The sequence below is a fragment of the Mixta sp. BE291 genome (assembly GCF_031457955.1).
Classification (GTDB): domain Bacteria; phylum Pseudomonadota; class Gammaproteobacteria; order Enterobacterales; family Enterobacteriaceae; genus Mixta.
On the sequence record NZ_JAVDXN010000001.1, the window covers coordinates 659,295 to 678,451 of the forward strand.

Annotated in this window: 17 protein-coding genes and 2 pseudogenes; 12 read left to right on the forward strand and 7 right to left on the reverse strand. The window is 55.7% G+C overall.

Features of this window, described 5'->3' with window-relative positions; translation table 11 throughout:
• Positions 1-312: 312 nt before the first annotated feature.
• The 5 genes from J2X14_RS03170 to astE are packed head-to-tail and all read left to right on the forward strand — an operon-like array spanning position 313 to position 6,440.
• On the forward strand, positions 313-1,530 hold the full coding sequence (locus tag J2X14_RS03170) for an aspartate aminotransferase family protein (RefSeq protein WP_352409752.1): 1,218 nt from the start codon (positions 313-315) through the stop codon (positions 1,528-1,530).
• A complete protein-coding gene (gene astA / locus J2X14_RS03175; RefSeq protein WP_352409753.1) occupies positions 1,530-2,573 on the forward strand; it encodes an arginine N-succinyltransferase in 1,044 nt (347 codons plus the stop codon). Before J2X14_RS03170 ends, astA begins: the two co-directional genes overlap by 1 nt.
• Positions 2,570-4,039, forward strand: a complete 1,470-nt coding sequence (gene astD / locus J2X14_RS03180; RefSeq protein ID WP_352409754.1) for a succinylglutamate-semialdehyde dehydrogenase — start codon at positions 2,570-2,572, stop codon at positions 4,037-4,039. The genes astA and astD overlap by 4 nt, the downstream gene beginning before the upstream one ends.
• Complete coding sequence (gene astB, locus J2X14_RS03185) at positions 4,036-5,367, forward strand: N-succinylarginine dihydrolase (RefSeq protein ID WP_352409755.1); 1,332 nt, start codon at positions 4,036-4,038, stop codon at positions 5,365-5,367. Before astD ends, astB begins: the two co-directional genes overlap by 4 nt.
• Positions 5,368-5,423: 56 nt before the next feature.
• On the forward strand, positions 5,424-6,440 hold the full coding sequence (astE, locus tag J2X14_RS03190; protein WP_352409756.1) for a succinylglutamate desuccinylase: 1,017 nt from the start codon (positions 5,424-5,426) through the stop codon (positions 6,438-6,440).
• 105 nt (positions 6,441-6,545) lie between these two features.
• Here the strand turns inward: astE and J2X14_RS03195 are convergent, their stop codons facing one another.
• The gene (locus J2X14_RS03195; protein ID WP_352409757.1) at positions 6,546-7,823 is read right to left on the reverse strand and encodes an MFS transporter; all 1,278 of its coding nucleotides are present in this window, start codon (positions 7,821-7,823) and stop codon (positions 6,546-6,548) included.
• Entirely contained in the window at positions 7,816-8,970 is a 1,155-nt protein-coding gene (locus J2X14_RS03200) for a mandelate racemase/muconate lactonizing enzyme family protein (protein ID WP_352409758.1), read from the reverse strand. The genes J2X14_RS03195 and J2X14_RS03200 overlap by 8 nt, the downstream gene beginning before the upstream one ends.
• Before the next feature lie 481 nt (positions 8,971-9,451).
• On the opposite strand from J2X14_RS03200, the gene spy reads away from it, so the two are divergent.
• The gene (gene spy, locus J2X14_RS03205) at positions 9,452-9,943 is read left to right on the forward strand and encodes an ATP-independent periplasmic protein-refolding chaperone Spy (protein WP_352409759.1); all 492 of its coding nucleotides are present in this window, start codon (positions 9,452-9,454) and stop codon (positions 9,941-9,943) included.
• A gap of 117 nt (positions 9,944-10,060) precedes the next feature.
• Here the strand turns inward: spy and J2X14_RS03210 are convergent, their stop codons facing one another.
• From J2X14_RS03210 to J2X14_RS03220, 3 genes and pseudogenes are all read right to left on the reverse strand, one after another.
• A complete protein-coding gene (locus tag J2X14_RS03210) occupies positions 10,061-11,092 on the reverse strand; it encodes an SDR family oxidoreductase (protein ID WP_352409760.1) in 1,032 nt (343 codons plus the stop codon).
• Positions 11,093-11,188: 96 nt separating this feature from the next.
• Positions 11,189-12,052, reverse strand: coding sequence for an excinuclease Cho (gene cho, locus J2X14_RS03215; protein ID WP_352409761.1), 864 nt, complete (start codon positions 12,050-12,052; stop codon positions 11,189-11,191).
• A gap of 193 nt (positions 12,053-12,245) precedes the next feature.
• Positions 12,246-12,911: pseudogene (locus J2X14_RS03220) on the reverse strand (IS3 family transposase); the annotation flags it as partial.
• A gap of 21 nt (positions 12,912-12,932) precedes the next feature.
• Here J2X14_RS03220 and J2X14_RS03225 point away from each other — a divergent pair.
• The 5 genes and pseudogenes from J2X14_RS03225 to J2X14_RS03245 all read left to right on the forward strand — a co-directional run.
• Entirely contained in the window at positions 12,933-13,229 is a 297-nt protein-coding gene (locus J2X14_RS03225; protein WP_352409762.1) for a primase-like DNA-binding domain-containing protein, read from the forward strand.
• A 288-nt stretch (positions 13,230-13,517) separates the two neighbouring features.
• Positions 13,518-13,967 carry an STM2901 family protein gene (locus J2X14_RS03230; RefSeq protein ID WP_352409763.1) on the forward strand — a complete coding sequence of 150 codons (450 nt, stop codon included), beginning with the start codon at positions 13,518-13,520 and terminating at the stop codon, positions 13,965-13,967.
• Positions 13,964-14,290 (forward strand): DUF1493 family protein, encoded by a 327-nt coding sequence (locus J2X14_RS03235; RefSeq protein WP_352409764.1) that lies wholly within the window; start codon positions 13,964-13,966, stop codon positions 14,288-14,290. The genes J2X14_RS03230 and J2X14_RS03235 overlap by 4 nt, the downstream gene beginning before the upstream one ends.
• Positions 14,291-14,300: 10 nt before the next feature.
• On the forward strand, positions 14,301-14,666 hold the full coding sequence (locus J2X14_RS03240) for a hypothetical protein (RefSeq protein ID WP_352409765.1): 366 nt from the start codon (positions 14,301-14,303) through the stop codon (positions 14,664-14,666).
• Positions 14,667-14,908: 242 nt separating this feature from the next.
• Positions 14,909-15,486, forward strand: a pseudogene (locus J2X14_RS03245) (phage major capsid protein); the annotation flags it as partial.
• 758 nt (positions 15,487-16,244) lie between these two features.
• Here the strand turns inward: J2X14_RS03245 and nadE are convergent.
• Positions 16,245-17,072, reverse strand: coding sequence for an NAD(+) synthase (gene nadE / locus J2X14_RS03255; RefSeq protein ID WP_352409766.1), 828 nt, complete (start codon positions 17,070-17,072; stop codon positions 16,245-16,247).
• Positions 17,073-17,194: 122 nt separating this feature from the next.
• On the reverse strand, positions 17,195-18,385 hold the full coding sequence (locus J2X14_RS03260; protein WP_352409767.1) for a multidrug effflux MFS transporter: 1,191 nt from the start codon (positions 18,383-18,385) through the stop codon (positions 17,195-17,197).
• Positions 18,386-18,664: 279 nt separating this feature from the next.
• Here J2X14_RS03260 and osmE point away from each other — a divergent pair, with 279 nt between their 5' ends.
• A complete protein-coding gene (gene osmE, locus J2X14_RS03265; protein WP_352409768.1) occupies positions 18,665-19,000 on the forward strand; it encodes an osmotically-inducible lipoprotein OsmE in 336 nt (111 codons plus the stop codon).
• Positions 19,001-19,157 lie beyond the last annotated feature (157 nt).

Sequence of the window (19,157 nt, forward strand, 5' to 3'; positions counted from 1 at the left end):
GCTTACTTTGCCCCGTTTTAACAGCAAATGTTATTCAGGATCACAAAAGCAATATTTTATTTTCCCGCTGCATAATTCCGCTGTTTATTCTGCCATTTATCGCGCCTCGTCAGATATTTATTCACTATTTATGCAAATTAAATGAATAAAAGCAACGCGTAACCCATTGAATTTAGGTTGATGCGCTTAATTTATGCACTTTAAACGCTGGCTGGCACAGAGCATGCAATCTAGAGTAGAGCTGCAATGAATCATTTCATTAACATAATTTAAACTTTTGATTCACCCGCCGGGTGATGCGATGAGGCCGCTATGCAACAGTCAGTTTCTCGTCAGGATTTCGATCGCTGGATGGTTCCCGCTTATTCACCTGCCAGCTTTGTGCCGGATCGGGCGGAAGGCTCCATGCTGTGGGATCAAAACGGCAAGGATTATATCGATTTTGCCGGTGGCATCGCCGTGAATGCGCTGGGCCATGCCCATCCTGAACTTCAGCAGGCGCTGATGCAGCAGGCGGCCAAACTCTGGCATACCGGCAACGGCTACACCAATGCGCCGATCCTGCGCCTGGCGAAACAGCTGATTGATGCCACCTTTGCCGAGCGGGTTTTCTTCTGTAACTCCGGCGCTGAGGCGAACGAAGCGGCGCTGAAGCTGGCGCGTAAATATGCCCATGACCGTTTTGGCCCGGAGAAAAGCGGCATCATCGCTTTTAACAATGCGTTTCATGGCCGCACGCTGTTTACCGTTTCAGCAGGCGGTCAGCCCGCCTATTCCAGAGATTTCGCGCCGCTGCCGGGCGGCATTGAACATGCGGTGTTTAACGATCTTGATTCGGTAGCGCGTCTGATTAATGACCAGACCGCGGCGATCATCGTCGAGCCGATTCAGGGCGAGGGCGGCGTGCTGCCAGCCGATGCCGCTTTCCTGCGCGGGCTGCGTGAACTGTGCGATCGCCATCACGCGCTGCTGATTTTTGATGAAGTACAGAGCGGCGTGGGGCGTACCGGTTCGCTTTATGCCTATATGCACTACGGCGTCACGCCGGACGTGCTGAGCACCGCCAAGGCGCTGGGCGGCGGTTTCCCGATCGGCGCGATGCTGACCACGGAAAAACTGGGCGCGACGCTGAATGTCGGCAGTCACGGCACCACCTATGGCGGCAACCCGCTGGCGGGCGCGGTAGGCGGCAAAGTGCTGGAGCTGATCAATCGTCCTGAGGTTTTGGCGGGCGTGCAGCAGCGTCATCAGTGGTTTGTTGAGGGACTGAACGCCATTAACCAGCGGCTGCATCTGTTTAAAGAGATTCGCGGTCTCGGCCTGCTGATTGGCTGCGTATTAAATGAAGATTTCAGCGGCCAGGCGAAACAGTTCAGCCTGGCGGCGGCGGAACAGGGCGTGATGGTGCTGATTGCCGGTGCCAATGTGATGCGCTTTGCGCCGTCGCTGATCATTAGCGAACAGGATGTGCAGGAGGGGCTGGCTCGCTTTGAACGCGCCTGCGCATCGGTCATTAAAGGAGCGTCGTGATGATGTATATTCGCCCCGTAGAGCGCGACGATCTGCCGCAGCTCATGGCGCTGGCGGGTAAAACCGGCGGCGGCCTGACCTCGCTGCCTGCCGACAGCAAAACGCTGGCGGCGCGCATTGAGCGTTCGATTCAGACCTGGCAGGATACGCTGCCGCGTGCCGAGCAGGGCTATGTGTTTGTGCTGGCGGACAGCGAAACCCATCAGGCCTGCGGCATCTGCGCGATTGAGGTGGCGGTGGGATTACAGGATCCCTGGTATAACTTCCGCGTCGGCACCCAGGTTCACGCTTCAAAAGAGCTGGAGGTTTATAACAACCTCGCCACGCTCTCGCTGTGCAACGATCATACCGGCAGCAGCGAACTCTGTACGCTGTTTCTCGATCCTGCGCGCCGCGACGGCAAAAACGGTTATCTGCTGTCAAAATCACGCTTCTTGTTTATTGCCGCATTCCGCGATCGCTTTATGGAAAAAGTGGTGGCGGAGATGCGCGGCGTCAGCGATGAACAGGGGCGATCGCCGTTCTGGGAAAGCGTGGGCAGTCACTTTTTCTCAATGGACTTTACCCAGGCGGATTTCCTCAGCGGCACCGGGCAGAAAGCCTTTATCGCCGAACTGATGCCCAAGCATCCGCTGTATGTTCACTACCTGTCAGCGGAAGCGCAGGCGGTTATTGGCCAGGTACACCCGCAAACCGCGCCCGCCCGCGCGGTGCTGGAGGCGGAAGGTTTCCGCTATCAAAACTATGTCGATATCTTTGACGGCGGCCCGACGCTGGAGTGCGATATTGAGCAGATCCGCGCGGTGCGCAAAAGCCGTTTGCTGCGCGTCGAAGCGATCGCGCCGGAAGAGGCCAGCGACCCATCGCTGCCGCTTTGTCTGGTCAGCAACGACAATTATCACCATTATCGCGTGCTGCTGCTGCCCGCCGATCCGCACAGCGGACGGATAACAGTGTCGGCCGCCGCCGCCGACATTTTACGCTGTCAGCCCGGCGATACCCTGCGGGCGGTGCCACTTTGTAGCGAGGAGAAAAAAGCATGACGCACTGTATCAATGGCGAGTGGCTGAGCGGCCAGGGTGAAAGCCTGAGCAAAAACGATCCGGTTGACGGCGCGCCGCTGTGGCACGGCAACGAAGCCGATGAGCAGCAGGTGGCCGCCGCCTGCGCTGCGGCGCGCGAGGCGTTTCCCGCCTGGGCGCGTCAGCCGTTTGCGGCGCGCCAGGCAATAGTAGAAAATTTTGCCGCGCAGCTGGAACAGCATAAAAACGATCTGGCTGCCACCATCGCCCGCGAAACCGGCAAGCCGCGCTGGGAGGCGCTGACCGAAGTGCAGGCGATGATCAACAAAGTCGCCATCTCGGTTAAAGCCTATCATGAGCGCACCGGCAGCCATCAGCAGGCGGAGAGCGCGCTGCGCCATCGTCCGCACGGCGTGCTGGCGGTATTTGGTCCATACAATTTCCCCGGCCATCTGCCGAACGGTCATATTGTGCCTGCTTTGCTGGCGGGTAACAGCGTGGTGTTTAAACCCAGCGAGCTGACGCCACTGACCGCCGAAAAGACCCTGCGTCTGTGGCTGGAAGCGGGCATTCCGCCGGGGGTGCTGAATCTGCTGCAGGGCGCGCGCGCTGTAGGCCAGGCGCTGGCGCAGCAGCCGCAGATCGATGGCGTGCTGTTTACCGGCAGCGCCAACACCGGTTATCAGCTGCATCGGCAGTTTGCCGGACAGCCGGAAAAAATGCTGGCGCTGGAGATGGGCGGTAATAATGCGCTGATCGTGGAAGAGGTGACGGATACTGATGCGGCGGTGCATATCGCCGTGCAATCCGCCTTTATTACCGCCGGGCAGCGCTGTACCTGTGCGCGTCGGCTGCTGGTGAAGCGCGGCGCGCAGGGCGATGCCTTTTTGCAGCGGCTGGTGGAGGTCACGCAGCGGCTGCGCATTGGGCGCTGGGACGATGAGCCGCAGCCCTTTATGGGCAGCGTGATTTCGCCGCAGGCGGCTGAACATATCTATCAGGAGTGGCAAAAACGCATTACCGCAGGCGGCAAGGTGCTGCTGAAAATGCGCTGGCCCGCTCGCGACAGCGCGCTGTTGACGCCCGGCATTATCGATCTCACCGGGGTGAAGAATATTGCGGATGAAGAGGTGTTCGGGCCGCTGCTGGCGGTGGTGCGTTACGACAGCTTTGAGCAGGCGATCGCGCTGGCGAATGCCACCCGCTATGGCCTGTCGTGCGGGCTGATTTCACCGCAGCGGGAACAGTTTGACCAGCTGCTGCTTGAGGCGCGCGCGGGCATTGTTAACTGGAATAAGCCGCTGACCGGCGCCGCCAGCACCGCGCCGTTTGGCGGCATTGGCGCATCCGGCAACCACCGCGCCAGCGCCTGGTACGCAGCCGACTACTGCGCCTGGCCGCTGGCCTCGCTGGAGACGCCCGAACTGACCCTGCCTGCGACGCTGTCGCCGGGCCTTGACTTCAGCCAGGCGGAGACAGACCGATGAAAGCCAGAGAAGTGAATTTTGATGGCCTGGTGGGGTTAACGCACCACTATGCGGGCCTTTCTTTTGGTAATGAGGCTTCGACGCGCCATCAGCATCAGGTTTCCAATCCTAAGCTGGCGGCGCAGCAGGGGCTGCTGAAAATGAAGGCGCTGGCGGATGCCGGTTTTGCCCAGGGCGTGATCCCGCCGCACGAGCGGCCGCATCTGTTGCTGCTGCGTCAGCTTGGCTTTAGCGGTAGCGATGCGCAGGTGCTGGCGAAAGCGGCTCGTCAGGCGCCGCAGCTGCTTTCAGGCGTGAGTTCCGCTTCGGCGATGTGGGTAGCCAATGCCGCGACGGTTTCGCCTTCCGCCGACAGCGCCGACGGCAAAACGCATTTCACCGTGGCGAACCTGAATAATAAATTTCACCGCGCCATTGAAGCGCCCACCACCGGCGCGCTGCTGCGTGCCATTTTCCGCGACGAGCGCTATTTCGCCCATCATCACGCGCTGCCGCAGGTGGCGCTGCTGGGCGATGAGGGCGCAGCGAACCATAATCGTTTTGGCGGCGACTACGGCGAGCCGGGCGTACAGCTATTTGTTTATGGCCGCGAAGAGACGCATGGCGGACTGGTGCCCGCGCGCTATCCGGCGCGTCAGACGCGCGAGGCCAGCGAGGCGGTGGCCAGGCTGCATCAGCTTGACCCGGCGCGCACGCTGTTTGCCCAGCAGAACCCAGCGGTGATCGATCAGGGCGTTTTCCATAACGATGTGATTGCTGTCAGCAATCAGCGGGTGCTGTTCTGTCATCAGCTGGCGTTTCTGCATCAGGATAAATTGCTGAATGACTTAAGCGAACGGGTGCCAGGCTTTACGCCGATCGTGGTACCGGAAAACCGCGTGTCGGTGGCGGAGGCGGTGGCAACCTATCTGTTTAACAGTCAGCTACTCAGTCGCGAAGATGGTACTATGCTGCTGGTCTTGCCGCAGGAGGCACGTGAGCATCATGGCGTCTGGCGCTATTTAACCGAGCTGGTAGAGAGCGGCGGACCCATTCGTGAGCTGAAGGTGTTTGACCTGCGTGAAAGCATGAACAACGGCGGCGGCCCGGCCTGTTTGCGCCTGCGCGTGGCGCTTAACCCAACAGAACAGCAGGCGGTGAACCCGGCGGTGATGATGAATGACACCCTGTTTGCCACGCTTAACCAATGGGTCGATCGCCATTACCGCGATCGGCTGACCCAGGCCGATTTGGCCGATCCGCAGTTACTGATTGAAGGGCGTGTTGCCCTGGATGAGCTGACGCGTTTGCTAGACTTAGGAAATGTTTATTCATTCCAGCAGGAGTAAAACCCCGGTGACGCGATCGTTTCGCGCTGTGGGTTTCCCGCGTAACAGGAGATGTCATGCAGGATTTTTTACAGCAAACGCTTTCCGGCAACGCGCCGGGCGTCACCAGCGGTAGCTCGCCGCATCTGCGCTGGCAGTGGCTGGATGAGGGGATTCTTGAACTGACGCCGCCGACGCCGACGCAGCAGGCCGTGGCTATTTCCGCTGGTATTCATGGTAATGAAACCGCGCCGGTCGAGATGCTTAACGCATTAATTACCCGTTTGCTGCAGGGCGAGCTGCCGCTGGCGGTAAGGTTGCTGGTACTGTTCGGCAATCCGCCTGCGCTGCGCGCCAATAAACGCTATCTGCGCTGTGATTTGAACCGGCTGTTTGGCGGTCGCTGGCAGCAATTTGAAAACTGCCCGGAGGCGCAACGCGCGTTGCGTCTGGAACAGGCGCTGGAAACCTTCTGGCAGGTCGGCACGCATCAGGAAACGCGCTGGCATCTCGATCTGCATACCGCTATTCGCGGCTCGTACCATACGCGCTTCGGCGTGATGCCGTTTAGCTCGCGTCCCTGGCCTGATGATTTTATGCAGTGGCTGGCGGCGGCGGGGCTGGAAGCGCTGGTGTTCCATCGCGCGCCGGGCGGCACCTTTACCCATTACAGTAGCGAACACTTCCAGGCCGCCAGCTGTACGCTGGAGCTGGGTAAGGCGTTGCCGTTTGGGCACAACGATCTGACGCAGTTTCAGGCGGCGGCGCAGGCGCTGGCGGCGCTGGTTTCGGGTGACGCGCTGCCGCCGATTGCCGCAATGCCGCGTCGCTATCGGGTTACGCAGCAGATTACGCGCAACAGCGAATATTTTCAGCTGCATATGAGCCGGGAAACGCTGAACTTCACCGCTTTTCCGCAAGGCATGCTGCTGGCGGAAGATGGCGAGACGCGCTATTTCGTGCAGCAGGCGCGTGAGTATGTGCTGTTTCCTAATCCGGACGTCGCGCCTGGGCTGCGTGCCGGGCTGATGCTGGTGGAGGATAATGCGCACAATGCAGCGTTGAGCAATGATGCGGCGGAGCCGGTGAAATAAGCAAAGGCCCGGTGATGCCGGGCCAGAAGGAAGCGACTAACCCAACGATGCCGGGCCAGCATATCGGCTACGCCGGTGCGCGCAGCCTGATAAGGTTTTAATCGGCTACGCCAGAGCACGCAGCCTGATAACGCTGCGCTGACGTACAAACAGCGCCAGCAACACGATGCCGGTCAGCGCCAGCGCGCTCGCCAGCAGGAACGCCGAAGCGTAGCCTCCGCCGTACTGGATCAGAAAACCGGTAATCGCCGGAGAAAGAATCCCCGCCAGGTTCGCCAGCAGATGCACAAAGCCGCCAGCGGTGCCGATACGATCTGCCGGAACAATATCCTGTAGCAGCGACCAGCATGCCTGCGGCGTCATGTAGGCGAACACGCTGGCAAGCGTAATCAGCGCAACGGCGAAGATCACGTTTTCCGCCCAGGCGGTGAGCATCACGCTAACCGCCGCCACCGCCAGCCCGGCGAAAATTACCAGCTTACGCGACAGCAGGAAATTACCGGTGCGCCGATAGATGGCATCCGAAATCAGCCCGCCGCCAATAAATCCTGCCGTTGCCCCCAGCCAGGGCAGCACGCCGATCAGGCTCATACTTTTAATATCCAGGTGCTGATAATCGGTCAGGTAGCTGGGCAGCCACGACAGAAAGAAGAACTGGATATAGTTAAAGCAGAAGAACGCGGCGGCGACGCCCAATACCGGCAGCGAAAAGACATAGCGCCAGATGCCTGCGGGACGCGCGCCCGCTTCTGCATTGCGGGTAGCGGGGCGTTGGGTAGTAATCAGCTGGCGCTCCTGTTCGGTGACGCGCGGATGCTCTTCCGGCTTATCGCGGAATAGCCACAGCCAGAACGCCAGCCAGACAAAGCCCAGCAGGGCAATCGCCACGAACGAGATGCGCCAGCCAAAATGCAGACCGACCAGACCGACAATCGGCGCGGCAACCGCTGCGCCCAGCGGCTGTCCGGCATTGGTGAAGCCGACGGCGCGGCCGGTTTCCTTACGCGGAAACCAGTTCGAGATCGATTTATTGGTGGTGGTGCCCATCGGGCCTTCGCCGATGCCAAACAGCACGCGCATAATCAGCAAATGGGTGAAATTTCCCGCCAGCGCGGTGGCGCCGCAAAACAGCGACCAGATCCCCGCCGCCCAGGCAAATACCCGCCGTGGGCCAAAGCGATCGGCAGCCCAGCCGCCTAAAAAGCAGAACAGGCAATAGCCGATAAAAAAGCAGCTAAACAGGATGCCCATCTGCGCATCATCAATATGCAGATCCTGTTTCACCAGCGGCGCCATCACCGAGAGGGCGGCCCGGTCGAGATAGTTCAACATTCCGGCAGAAAACAGCAGCAGGGCGACAAGGCTACGATAATTTTTAAACATAACGGGTTCCTTCCATGTTTACCTGAATATGGTCGATGGTGTGCTGTTGCATCACCTGCGCATCGGGCGCAAAGCCCAGCCCCGGCGTATCCGGCAGGGTCAGGGTTGGGGCAAAAGCTAACTGAGGATAAAGCAGCGAGGTGAAGCGGATAAACGGCACTTCCAGTTGAATATCGTCGGGCAACGCGGCCACGATATGCGCCGTCGCCGGCAGCCCGGCCCCGTAATAGAAGCAGTGCGGCACCACTTTGACCTGATGCGTTGCCGCCTGCGCCACGACGCGCAACAGCGCGCTGATGCCGCCCACTTTCGCCACGCTGGGCTGCGCTACGTCAATTGCGCCGCTGTCGAACAGCGCGGTGAAGCCCCACTCGCCGCCGGCATTTTCCCCTGCGGCAATCGGCGTTCCCGCACTGCGCACCGTCGCCAGGCCATGCGCATCGTCCGGCGGCCAGACCGGCTCTTCCAGCCAGCCCAGCTTCAGCTCCGCCAGTTGACGGGCGCGCAGGCTGGCTTCCGCTACCGTCCACGGGCAATTGACGTCCACCATCAGCGTCGCTTCCGGCGGCAGAGCGGCGCGGGCGGCGGCGATGGCGGCATACTCAGTTTCATGCAGCTTCAGCGTGCGGAAACCCGCCTGCCAGGCACGGGTGACCTGACGGGCGACCTCTTCCGGCTGGTTGTTATAGCTAACCAGGCTGGCATAGAGGCTAATTTGCTGGCGCTTTGCCCCCAGCAACTGCCACAGCGGCTGCTCCAGCTGTTGTCCCAGCAGATCCCACAACGCAATATCAATGGCTGACAGGCCAAAGCGCACCGGGCCGCCACGGCCAAAGCCATGCAGCGCCTTTTCCGCGTCCGCCATCAGCGCTTCCAGCGCGACACGGCTTTGCGGCACCGGTTTGTCGAGAAAGCAGGGGATCACCAGCTGCTGTAACGCCTGCTGCGTAACGGGATTGGCAAGATGGCCAAAGGCTTCGCCCCAGCCTTGCAGGCCGCTGCTGGTTTCAATACGCACCAGCAGCGTTTCCATTTTCTTAAGTGACGGCGAAGCGGCGTTCCAGGGCGTTTCCTGCGCGGTGGCCAGCGGACGATCGCTGTCAAAAGGCAGGCTGAGGCGTATCACCTCAATACTTGTTATTTTCATGCCATGAACCTTAGAAGTAGGGGAATCAGAGTAAGAACCGGGTTTTACGTTTTTTTCAGCATTAACTGGAATTAACCGACACCAGTATAAAAAACAGGCGGGACGCGAGGCATTATTCAGGCGCATAAAGTTAAGGCGGGAAAATGGTGGATCTTTTGGCATCTGTATAAACGCTTGCGCAGCAGCTCACAAAAAAGCGGCGGGAACAGAATTTTCCTGGGCGGCGTTAACTTTTTCTTTCCTCTATTCTGTCGCCAGGGTTACACTTCTCCACAATTACCGCTGTTTTCCGCACAATGTCATATTCTTTTGCAATTCTTGCCCTTAATCTTCTTATTCTCTCCAGGATCGCTGCATTTTTATCTTCTATGCTTTCAGGGCTTTACTCAGACTCTGAGTAGTTGACGTTTGATGTCGTAGACTCATTTCCGTAGCAGCGACATCAGCTGTCGTCATAAAACTGATAAGTAAGGACAATACCATGCGTAAACTCACCTCTCTTTTTGTTGCTTCCGCTCTGGCTTTTGGTGCGGCAAGCATTGTTCATGCAGCAGATACCCTGACGCCACCACCGGCGGGCAGCGAAAAAGCGATGCACCATAAAGGTCCGATGATGCACGGCCCAATGGGAATGTTTAAAAATCTGAACCTGACCGATGCGCAGAAACAGCAGATGCACGACATCATGAAAGATGCGCGCAAAGAGATGAAGCGTCCGTCAATGGAAGAGCGTCGCGCGAATCACGCGATTATCGCTGCCGATAGCTTTGACCGCAGCAAAGCGGAAGCGCAGGCTGAGAAGATGACCGCCAACGCGAAAGAAAACGCCGTGGCGATGATGGAAACGCAAAACAAACTGTATAACGTGCTGACGCCAGAGCAGAAGAAGCAGTACAACGCTAACTTTGAGAAACGTCTGACTGCAAAGCCGATGCACGACGGTAAGATGACGCCACCGCCAGCTGACGAATAATCGTCGCGCGGGAGCATTTTCGAGACCGCTGACGAATAATCGTCACGCGTGAGAATTCCTGAGACCGCCGACGTTGTCCATGGCTTTGCGCCGTGGGCAGCGTCGGCGGTTTTGTTATCAGAAGGTGCCGGTACCGCCGTCAGAACACCAGACCTGACCTGAGCTAAAACTGCTCTCCGCCGAAGCCAGCGTCACATAGAGCGGGGCGATCTCCACCGGCTGTCCGGGGCGACCAAACGGCGCGTCCTCGCCAAACGACATCACTTTCTCCATCGGCTGACCGCCACTGGATTGTAACGGCGTCCAGTACGGGCCAGGCGCAACGGCGTTGACCCGAATGCCTTTTTCCGCCACCTGTTTTGCCAGCCCTTTGGTAAAGGCGACAATCGCCGCTTTGGTCTGCGCGTAGTCAAGCAGAATCGGACTCGGCTTGCCCGCCTGTACCGACGTGGTATTGACAATCGCTGCGCCCGGCTTGAGATGCGCCATCGCCGCTTTGGTGATCCAGAACATCGCGTAGACGTTGGTTTTAAAGGTTTTATCAAACGACTCGGTGGTTAGCTCGGTAATCGATTCCACATACTGCTGGCGACCGGCGTTGTTAACCAGAATATCCAGCCCGCCCAGCTGCGTCGCGGCATCATTAACCAGCTTCTGACAAAAAGCCTCATCGGTAATATCACCCGGAATGGCGACGGCTTTACGGCCTGCTGCCTTGATCAGTTCGATGACCTCTTTGGCATCCGACTCTTCTTCCGGCAGATAGTTAATTGCTACGTCAGCGCCTTCACGCGCATAGGCAATCGCCACCGCACGGCCAATGCCGGAATCGCCGCCGGTAATCAGCGCCTTACGACCAGCCAGACGTCCGCTGCCACGATAGCTCTCTTCACCATGATCGGGACGTGGCACCATTTTACTCGCCAGGCCCGGCGGATCCTGCGGCTGGCGTTCAAAAGGGGGCTTGGGGAAAGCATCAAGCGGGTTTTTGCCGGTCAGCGGCGGCGCATTGTTTGGCGTCGCACCAGCGCTACCGCTTTCTGCCGCGCTGGCGCTGCCCGCCATCGCCATACCGGTTACCGCCATGCTACCCATCAGGCCGCCCACTACCTGGCGACGAGAAAACTTACTGTGATCGTGTTGAGACATGCGTTCTCCTTTTCATCAGTAAAGTGCCAACAAACCGCGACACAACTGATTAAAAGGTAGACGCAAATCACAATTCACGCGAAGCGGGGGAGCGGATTAAAGCGGGATAATCGGATATTTTCCGCTCAGCATCGGCCGACAAAGGTACTTATAGCCATCATTATCGAACCCTTTTGGCGGGCTGGTGAGATTTTTCGCTTCATCAAGATGACTGACGGAACCGAGGTAAAACCAGTTATGGATAATATGCATCTGGGTTTCCTGCGGGCCTTCCTCCACCAGCGCGACGGCGCCCGGCCACGGCCAGCAAATCACGCGCACTTTCTCCAGCGCAGCCAGCAGACGCTGGTGGTGATCGCTAATCAGCTCTTTACCGCAGCAGGCGCCCGCACAGCGTTTCAGGCTGGCGCGGAAGCAGGCGCGGCTTTTGCTGTAGCTTTCCAGCCCCAGCAGGCCGTAACAGAGCTGATGCTCATCGGCGATGTTTTTAAGGGTTTCCTGCGCCGCGCGGCGGCTGGCGTAAAGCCCAAACAGGTTAGGGGAGGCGGAGAAATCGACATCGCGCGCATAGACAATATTGGGCACGGTCACGCCGTCCCACTGTAGCGAGCAGAGCTGGCGGTTGCGCCGCAGCCGTTTGTTAAACAGCGGCTGCTGGTTTTTAATCATTTGCGCTTCCAGCAGCAGCGCGCCCAGTTCACCGGCAGTAGTAATCCAGCTAAGGCGACGCGTCAGACGTAGCATTTTTGCCTCATCTGGCGTACGGAAATGGGACATCACCCGCGTGCGCAGGTTAATGCTTTTGCCGATATAGAGCGGCATCACGTCGCTATCGCCATGAAAGGTATACACGCCGGGCAATTTGGGAATCTCGGCGAGAAACGAGCGAAGATGATCGGGATATTCATAAATGGCCGCCGGTTCAAATTCCAGGCGGTGGCTGGCAGCACGTCTTACCACAGGTGACTCCGTTTACTGGTTGCATATCCAGTCTATCAGCCGAAACGTAGCTTGAACAGGGTGAAAAATCGACGCATTGCGTTTTTTATCATCGCCACCGACGCGCTGCCGCACAGGGTTTGCTGCGCGTAACGGTAAAATAAGCGCAGTGGTTACAGGAGATGAATGTCCGTTATGAATCGCCACTGGTAATTTAGACACTTCCGAGCCGTTGGTAATATTGATTTTTGTATTCCGTCGGTGGCATCTGATCACTCGAACCATGCCGACGCTTACTGTTATAAAACATTTCGATGTAATCAAAAATATCGCTGCGGGCTTCTTCCCGCGTTCCGTAGATCTTTTTCTTTATCCGCTCGCGTTTCAATAACTGGAAAAAGCTTTCTGCAACCGCATTATCGTGGCAGTTACCGCGGCGGCTCATGCTGCCCTCCAGTCCGTGTGATTTCAGGAGTGACTGCCACTCATGCCTTGTAAACTGACTGCCCTGATCCGAGTGAACCAGCACCTGTTTTTGGGGATTACGTCGCCATACAGCCATCAGCAATGCGTTCAGAACAATGTCCTTTGTCATCCGGGATTGCATTGACCAGCCAATAATTTTGCGTGAGAACAGATCAACAACTATGGCAAGATACAGCCAGCCTTCGTGGGTCCTGATGCAGGTTATGTCCGTTACCCAACGCTCATCCGGAGCATCCGGATTGAACTGTCGCTGGAGCCTGTTGAGCGACACGATACTGGCCTCGCCTTTACGTGCCCGCGGGCTTCGGTATCCGACCTGAGCCTTTATTCCGGCTCGTTTCATCAGTCGCCAGACTCTGTTAACTCCGCACTGTTGCCCGCTGTCCCGCAGATCCATTGCGCCGCGCTGTATTTTATGGACAAAGCAGAAGGATTAATGATGGGGAGAGGAAGCTATATTAAACTGGAGCCAAAAAAATATCTCTATCATCTTTACCTGGCTTTTGCAGAATATAATGGCATTAAGCCTCTGGCGGTATCTAATTTTGGCAAGGCGATAGCGGCGGCTGCGCGGGAGTTCGGAGCGGAGTATTTAACAAGAACCATTAATGGAAGGAGACAAACTAATGTGGGGATCGGAGAGGCTGCAGAGGAGTTTTTACCGCGTGCTTATGGTGTTGATTCGCCGGATGACAGCGATAAAAGTTTTTAAATCGGCACACTGTCTACCTGACAGGATGTTTTTTTAATAAATCCCTTTATATTTAATAAGTTAATCTTGGTGGATGGTATTGAAATTACTGTCTACCAGCCTGAAAGCCGCGCCAGTACTGGTCTGAAAGCATTCAGGTAGACAGAGTAGACAGTAAAATGCAAAAACTTTTAAAGGCTGTATTATCACTGGCGAACTCTCATCGTAATCAGGACATTTTGCGGGTCTGGATTGTTTGATATTTGTTCGTTACTATTAAGCAGGATTAAACAAAAGGGACTTAACGACATGGACACAACAGAAGAGCTTAACGGAACATATTTTTTTGATGGAATGCTAAATCTTAGTGCCGGAGAACTGGCGTTCTGGATAGTGCTGGATGAGGCCCGCAAGCAATTAGGGGTAAGCGACATTTTTTCCCTGGCACTTATTATTGGTGGTATCCCGATGGTTCCCACCCGTGGAAAGCTGGACGCAAAAAGGACAACCCCAAATACCAGTCCTTTATCTGTGGCGATGAGAGTTCTTATCAGGCATCGCCTGAACAGCCAGTGGAAATCACCAACCTGGAAAACGATGTTAAACGGGCAGTGGGCTAAAACAAGCAGCCTGGGCGGTTTAATTGGTCGGTGGTTGCCGTGGTTAGGTGTCATCATTACTGCGTATGATGTGATTATGATCACACGGAACAGCATATGGCGCTTTAATCTCATCGTTAAGCCGGAGCATCGGGTATGAATGATGATAAAGAAAATGAAATTTTACAGTTTGTCAGGCAAGTACTGGGTGCGCATGAACTCGGTATAGACGATAATTTGACATCGGGTCATTCAATGACCGTATTTGAAGATGTATTTAGTATGATGGAGCAGTTTTCGGAGCGTTTTGCTGTGGACTGTTCTGGTATCAACTGGTTTAGGTACTATCCCCGTGTCGGTATCCCTTTTTTACCCAATTTTTTGCTTCCTGAGAGACTAAAAACGGATCATTCTCCCCCAGCCCAGCTCACTGTCAAAATGCTTATAGAATCAGCCAAAGCAGGTCGGTGGTTATACAACTGAGGAATAAAATATGCAAAGGCTTGAAGAAATTCAAACGCGTATTAACTGGTTAGAGCAGGAACTGGATAAACAACATCCCCGATTCAGGGAGGATAAAAATATCAGCAACAAGATAACCGAACTGAAGGAATATGCCCTTGCTGAGCGCAAGAAATATCATAGAGAACTAAAAGAAGGAAGGCTGACGGATTTTGAAAAAAGATTTATCGGCCCGGCGATTGATGATGTTTATATGAAAGCCATAGATAAAATGCGCAAGGGGGCTAAACCCAGTGTTGAATTATGCGACCACGTAAGCGAAACCGCTTCTACGTTGTCCTGGTGGCTGTGCGAAATAGAGCATGCACTCGGTGAAAGCGGTAGCTCATCAGATTAATAAATAGAGTTGAAATAAAAAGAAATTTTGTAAATATCTTGTCCTCATGTTTTCCGGTATTTTGGCCGCTTCTGTAGCGGTCTTTTTATTATTATCCTTTATATATTGGCTGGTGGCACTCAGACGTGAGCCGCCACTCAGGTCATTTAATCAGTTTGTCCGTCACAGAAAAAGATTAAATGGCCTTCCCTCCTGTGCTGGTTTCACGTCCGATTCATTTACTACCAATGGAAACCACTTCAATGAAAAAACTGCTTGAACTTCGCCAGGAAAAATCTGCTCTTAAATCTGCTATGCGCTCCCTGCTGGAAAAAGCCGACGCTGAGAAGCGCAGCCTGACCGCTGAAGAGAGTAAACAATTCGACGAACACCGCGCCCGTGCTGAAAGCCTCGATAAGGATATTTTCCGCCTTGAGGCGGTGGCAGAGGAAGAACGCCGTCAGCCAGGACAGCCCGCAGAGGGAAAGACACTAACCAGTGATGAGCTTCGCACCTGGATTATGACCGGTGAAACTCGCGCCCTTTCCACAGCTGAAGGCGCTGACGGTGGCTATACGGTAATTCCTGAGCTGGATAAAGAAATTATGCGCCGGGTTATGGATGATTCTGTAATGCGTGCGATCTCCACTGTTAAAACCACAAAAAGTAATGCCTACAGAAACTGGTCTCAACCGGTGGGGCGGCGGTGAAGCGCGGGGGTGAAAACGAAGCCCGCACGGAAACCGCCACGCCAAAGCTGGAAGAAGTCGTTATCAGCCTGAATCCCGTCTACGCATACCCGAAAACCACACAGGAGATTCTGGATTTTTCCGAAGTGGATACCGGTATCTAATGAGTTAACTGAGGCTGTGTGTTGCAGTGTGTATAGCAATAATGCTTTTTAAGTCTTTATATATCATTTAACTATCTAAAAAATATATAAAATATTTTATGTTGTAATTTTTTCACAAAAAGCCTTTACTTCCGGGTTGAAGCGCACAGCCGAAAGTACAGCCATATATAACATTGAACGAATATTAAATCGCCCGCCCCATATATTCCTGCGTCCGCTAAAACTTCAACTATCCAAAACTGGCAACTCTTCAAATCTTTGGCTGAATTATCAAAATGATATGTGCCAGAACATCCACTGACACACACGTTAAAGCTGTTCTTGGCTATGTCTATACCCACAACAACTTTCATGTTCATTTCAGTTCTCCCGGTCTGGCAAAATGCGGGCTGGAGTTAACCACCCAGTCAGTTTTTCGGGCTGGTGCTGAAAAAATGCTGCGCATAAAAGCCCACTTACGGGCTTGAAATCTCACAGGACGGTCATGCGGCAGCACCTTTATTGCCAGTTTAATCTGACGACTTCAACATACAAGCGGACAGGTTTTGCTGGGCGTAACGGTAAAGCGGGCGCGCTATACAACGTTACGCTGATGTTAGGAAAAGGCTGAATGCGGCGGGAAAGGAGGTAAGGCAAGGTAGAGAGAAAGCGAGCGGGCTACACGCGGCAGCCTGCTCGGTATGCGCCGAAGATTTCCTGCGATGGAGGCCGAGCGGGCCGCACGCGGCAGCCAGCTCACGGGGCGTTTATTTTTTCCAGTAATCGTCAAAAACAGTGACCGGCAGGCGGCGCTTGTGCTCGGTTTTTTGATACCAGTTCTCAATGATTTTCGCTGCGGACTCGTCGATCTGCTGACCTTCAAGGTAGGCATCAATCTGACCGTAGCTGACGCCCAGCGCCACTTCATCCAGCAGGCCCGGACGATCGTCTTCCAGATCCGCCGTCGGGTGTTTCAGATAGAGATGCTGCGGGCAACCCAACGCTTTCAGCAGCATTTTGCCCTGGCCTTTGGTGAGGCGGTGCAGCGGGTTAATATCGGTGCCGCCGTCGCCATACTTGGTGAAGAAACCGGTGACCGCTTCTGCCGCGTGGTCAGTGCCGACAACCAGGCCTTTGGTCATTCCGGCGATGCTGTATTGCGCTTTCATCCGTTCACGCGCTTTTTCATTGCCGCGCATAAAGTCGCTCAGCTTAATGCCTGCCTCTTTCAGCGCACGCTCGCTGGCCAGCACCGCCTCTTTGATATTGACCACCAGCGTACGATCGGGCTGGATGAAATCGAGCGCATCCAGGCAATCTTTTTCATCTGCTTGCACGCCATGCGGCAGACGTACGGCAATAAACTGGTACTCGCTGTCGCCGGTTTCTTCGCGCAGTTCGCTCATCGCCAGCTGGCTCAATTTACCGCAGAGCGTCGAATCCTGACCGCCGCTGATGCCCAGCACCAGGGTTTTTAAAAAAGGATGGGCTTTCAGATAGGATTTCAGAAAATCAACGCTGGTACGGATCTCCTGGTGGGCATCGATGGTCGGCTTGACATCCAGCGCCTTAATTATTTCCTGCTGCAGTGACATAAACCACTCCTTAAATCAGTAGCCTGATGGCTTGTTGCGAATGCGTATCTGGTTAAAGCTAACGTGCATCAGGCAAAACAACAAGCGGGTTTGCGCCTGAGGAGGACTCAGGCGCGGTTAATTCAGACAGTTTGCGGTTTTTTCGCCAGCAGCAGAAAGGTCACGATCGCCAGCAGGTAGCAGCCGAAAATGGTTAAGGTCATGGTGAGCACCGAGGTGCCGCCCAGGCCGGTAACCGGTACGCTGATCGCGCCGAGGGTAAACATAGTGACGCCGATCACCGCCGAGGCGCTGCCCGCCCGTTTGCCCTGGCTCTGCATCGCCAGCGAGGCGGCGGTAACCGAGATCACGCCGTTGCTGGCAACGCTAAAGAACAGCGCAACCAGCACCAGCGGCAGCGCAGCGCCGCTAACACCGGTTAACACCAGTGTGGCGGAGGCGACAAACGCCAGCGTCAGGCCGCCTTTCAGCACGCGATATTCTCCCCACAATGGGCAGAGGCGGGCGCTGGTTTGCGAGGCGATAATCAACCCCAAGCCGTTCAGCGCAAAGCAGAAGCTGAACGCCTGCGGCGACAGGCCATAGATCTGCTGCAGCACAAACGGTGACGCGCCGATATAGGCGAACATACCGGACATCATAAATCCCTGGGTCAGGCAAAAGCCCATAAAGGGACGATGGGTAACCACTTTACCCAACGCCCCCCAGGCGGAGAGCAGCGAGCCGTGGCTACGATTCTCAGGCGGCAAGGTTTCATGCAGCTTAGCGCGTGACATGATTAGCAGCAGCAGGGCGATCAGCGCCAGCACCATAAACAGCCCGCGCCAGTCGAGGAACGCCATCAGCGCGCCGCCCATCACCGGCGCGGCAATCGGCGCGAGACCGTTAACCAGCATCAGCATGGCGAAAAAGCGCGTTAAATCGTGGCCGCTATACATATCGCGGGCGATGGCGCGTGACAGCACCGCGCCGCCAGCGCCAGCCAGCCCTTCAAACAGCCGCGCCAGCAGCAGCTGATTGATGTTTTGCGCCAGCGCGCAGCCTACCGAAGCGATAATCAACAAAATCAGCGACAGCGTGAGCGGCCGCAGGCGGCCCATTTTATCGCTGAGCGGGCCAAACAGCAGCTGACCGAAGCCCAGCCCAAGCAGGCCTGCGGTCAGGCTTAGTTGCGCGGTTGCGGTTGGCGTATTGAGATCCTGCGCCAGGTCAGGCAGCGCCGGTAGATAAAGATCGATGCAAAGCGGCCCCAGCGCCGCCAGTAAGCCAAGGCTTATGGCGTAGCCCACAGGACTGCGATGAGCGGTTGTCATGGTGTGGTCTCCCTGTCAAAAAATAAGTGGCTCGATGAGCATTAATCGCGCAGGCCTCTGCGGGCTGCATCCTGGCAGCGGGCGCAGGCGGCGCGATTATACGAGTTTGTCGGCGCTTTCCCCACGGTTTCACGCTGCAATCATTACGTGACTCAACGAACCACGCACCCGGTTAATCAGACATCGGCTGAAAACCGATAAATCTGCGCCATAAATTTGATAAATCAGCAGTTATGTTCCAGGCTTACTTCACATGGACAATCAATGAGGAACATTAAGATGAAAAAACTCACAGGATTTATCGGTGCTGCAGTGGCTTTAGCGGTGTTGTCTGGTTGTACCGCTTACGATCGCGCTGAAAGTTTCGTGACTCAGCCTGTAGTGAAGGATGTGAAAAAAGGGATGACGCGTGACCAGGTTCGTCAGATTGCGGGCCCGGCCTCTACGGAAATCACCATGGCGCACGCGCGCGGCACTTGCCAGACTTATGTGCTGGGCGAGCGTGACGGCAAGGCGCAGACCTATTTCGTCAGCTATAACGATACCGGTCGCGTAATGAACTACGGTTTCCAGAGCTGTAAAGAGTACGATACCGATCCGCAGGTTAATCAGTAAAACCTGACCAAAATTAACGGAGGCGGCCTGAGAAGGCCGCCTCCGCTGCTTCTGCTCCCCGAACGCCCACCATACGCCGCCTCTCACACCACCATTTACATACCCTCTCACGCTTAATCACTCCGCACACCCGTTCGCTGCATTCAGTAAACAGAAT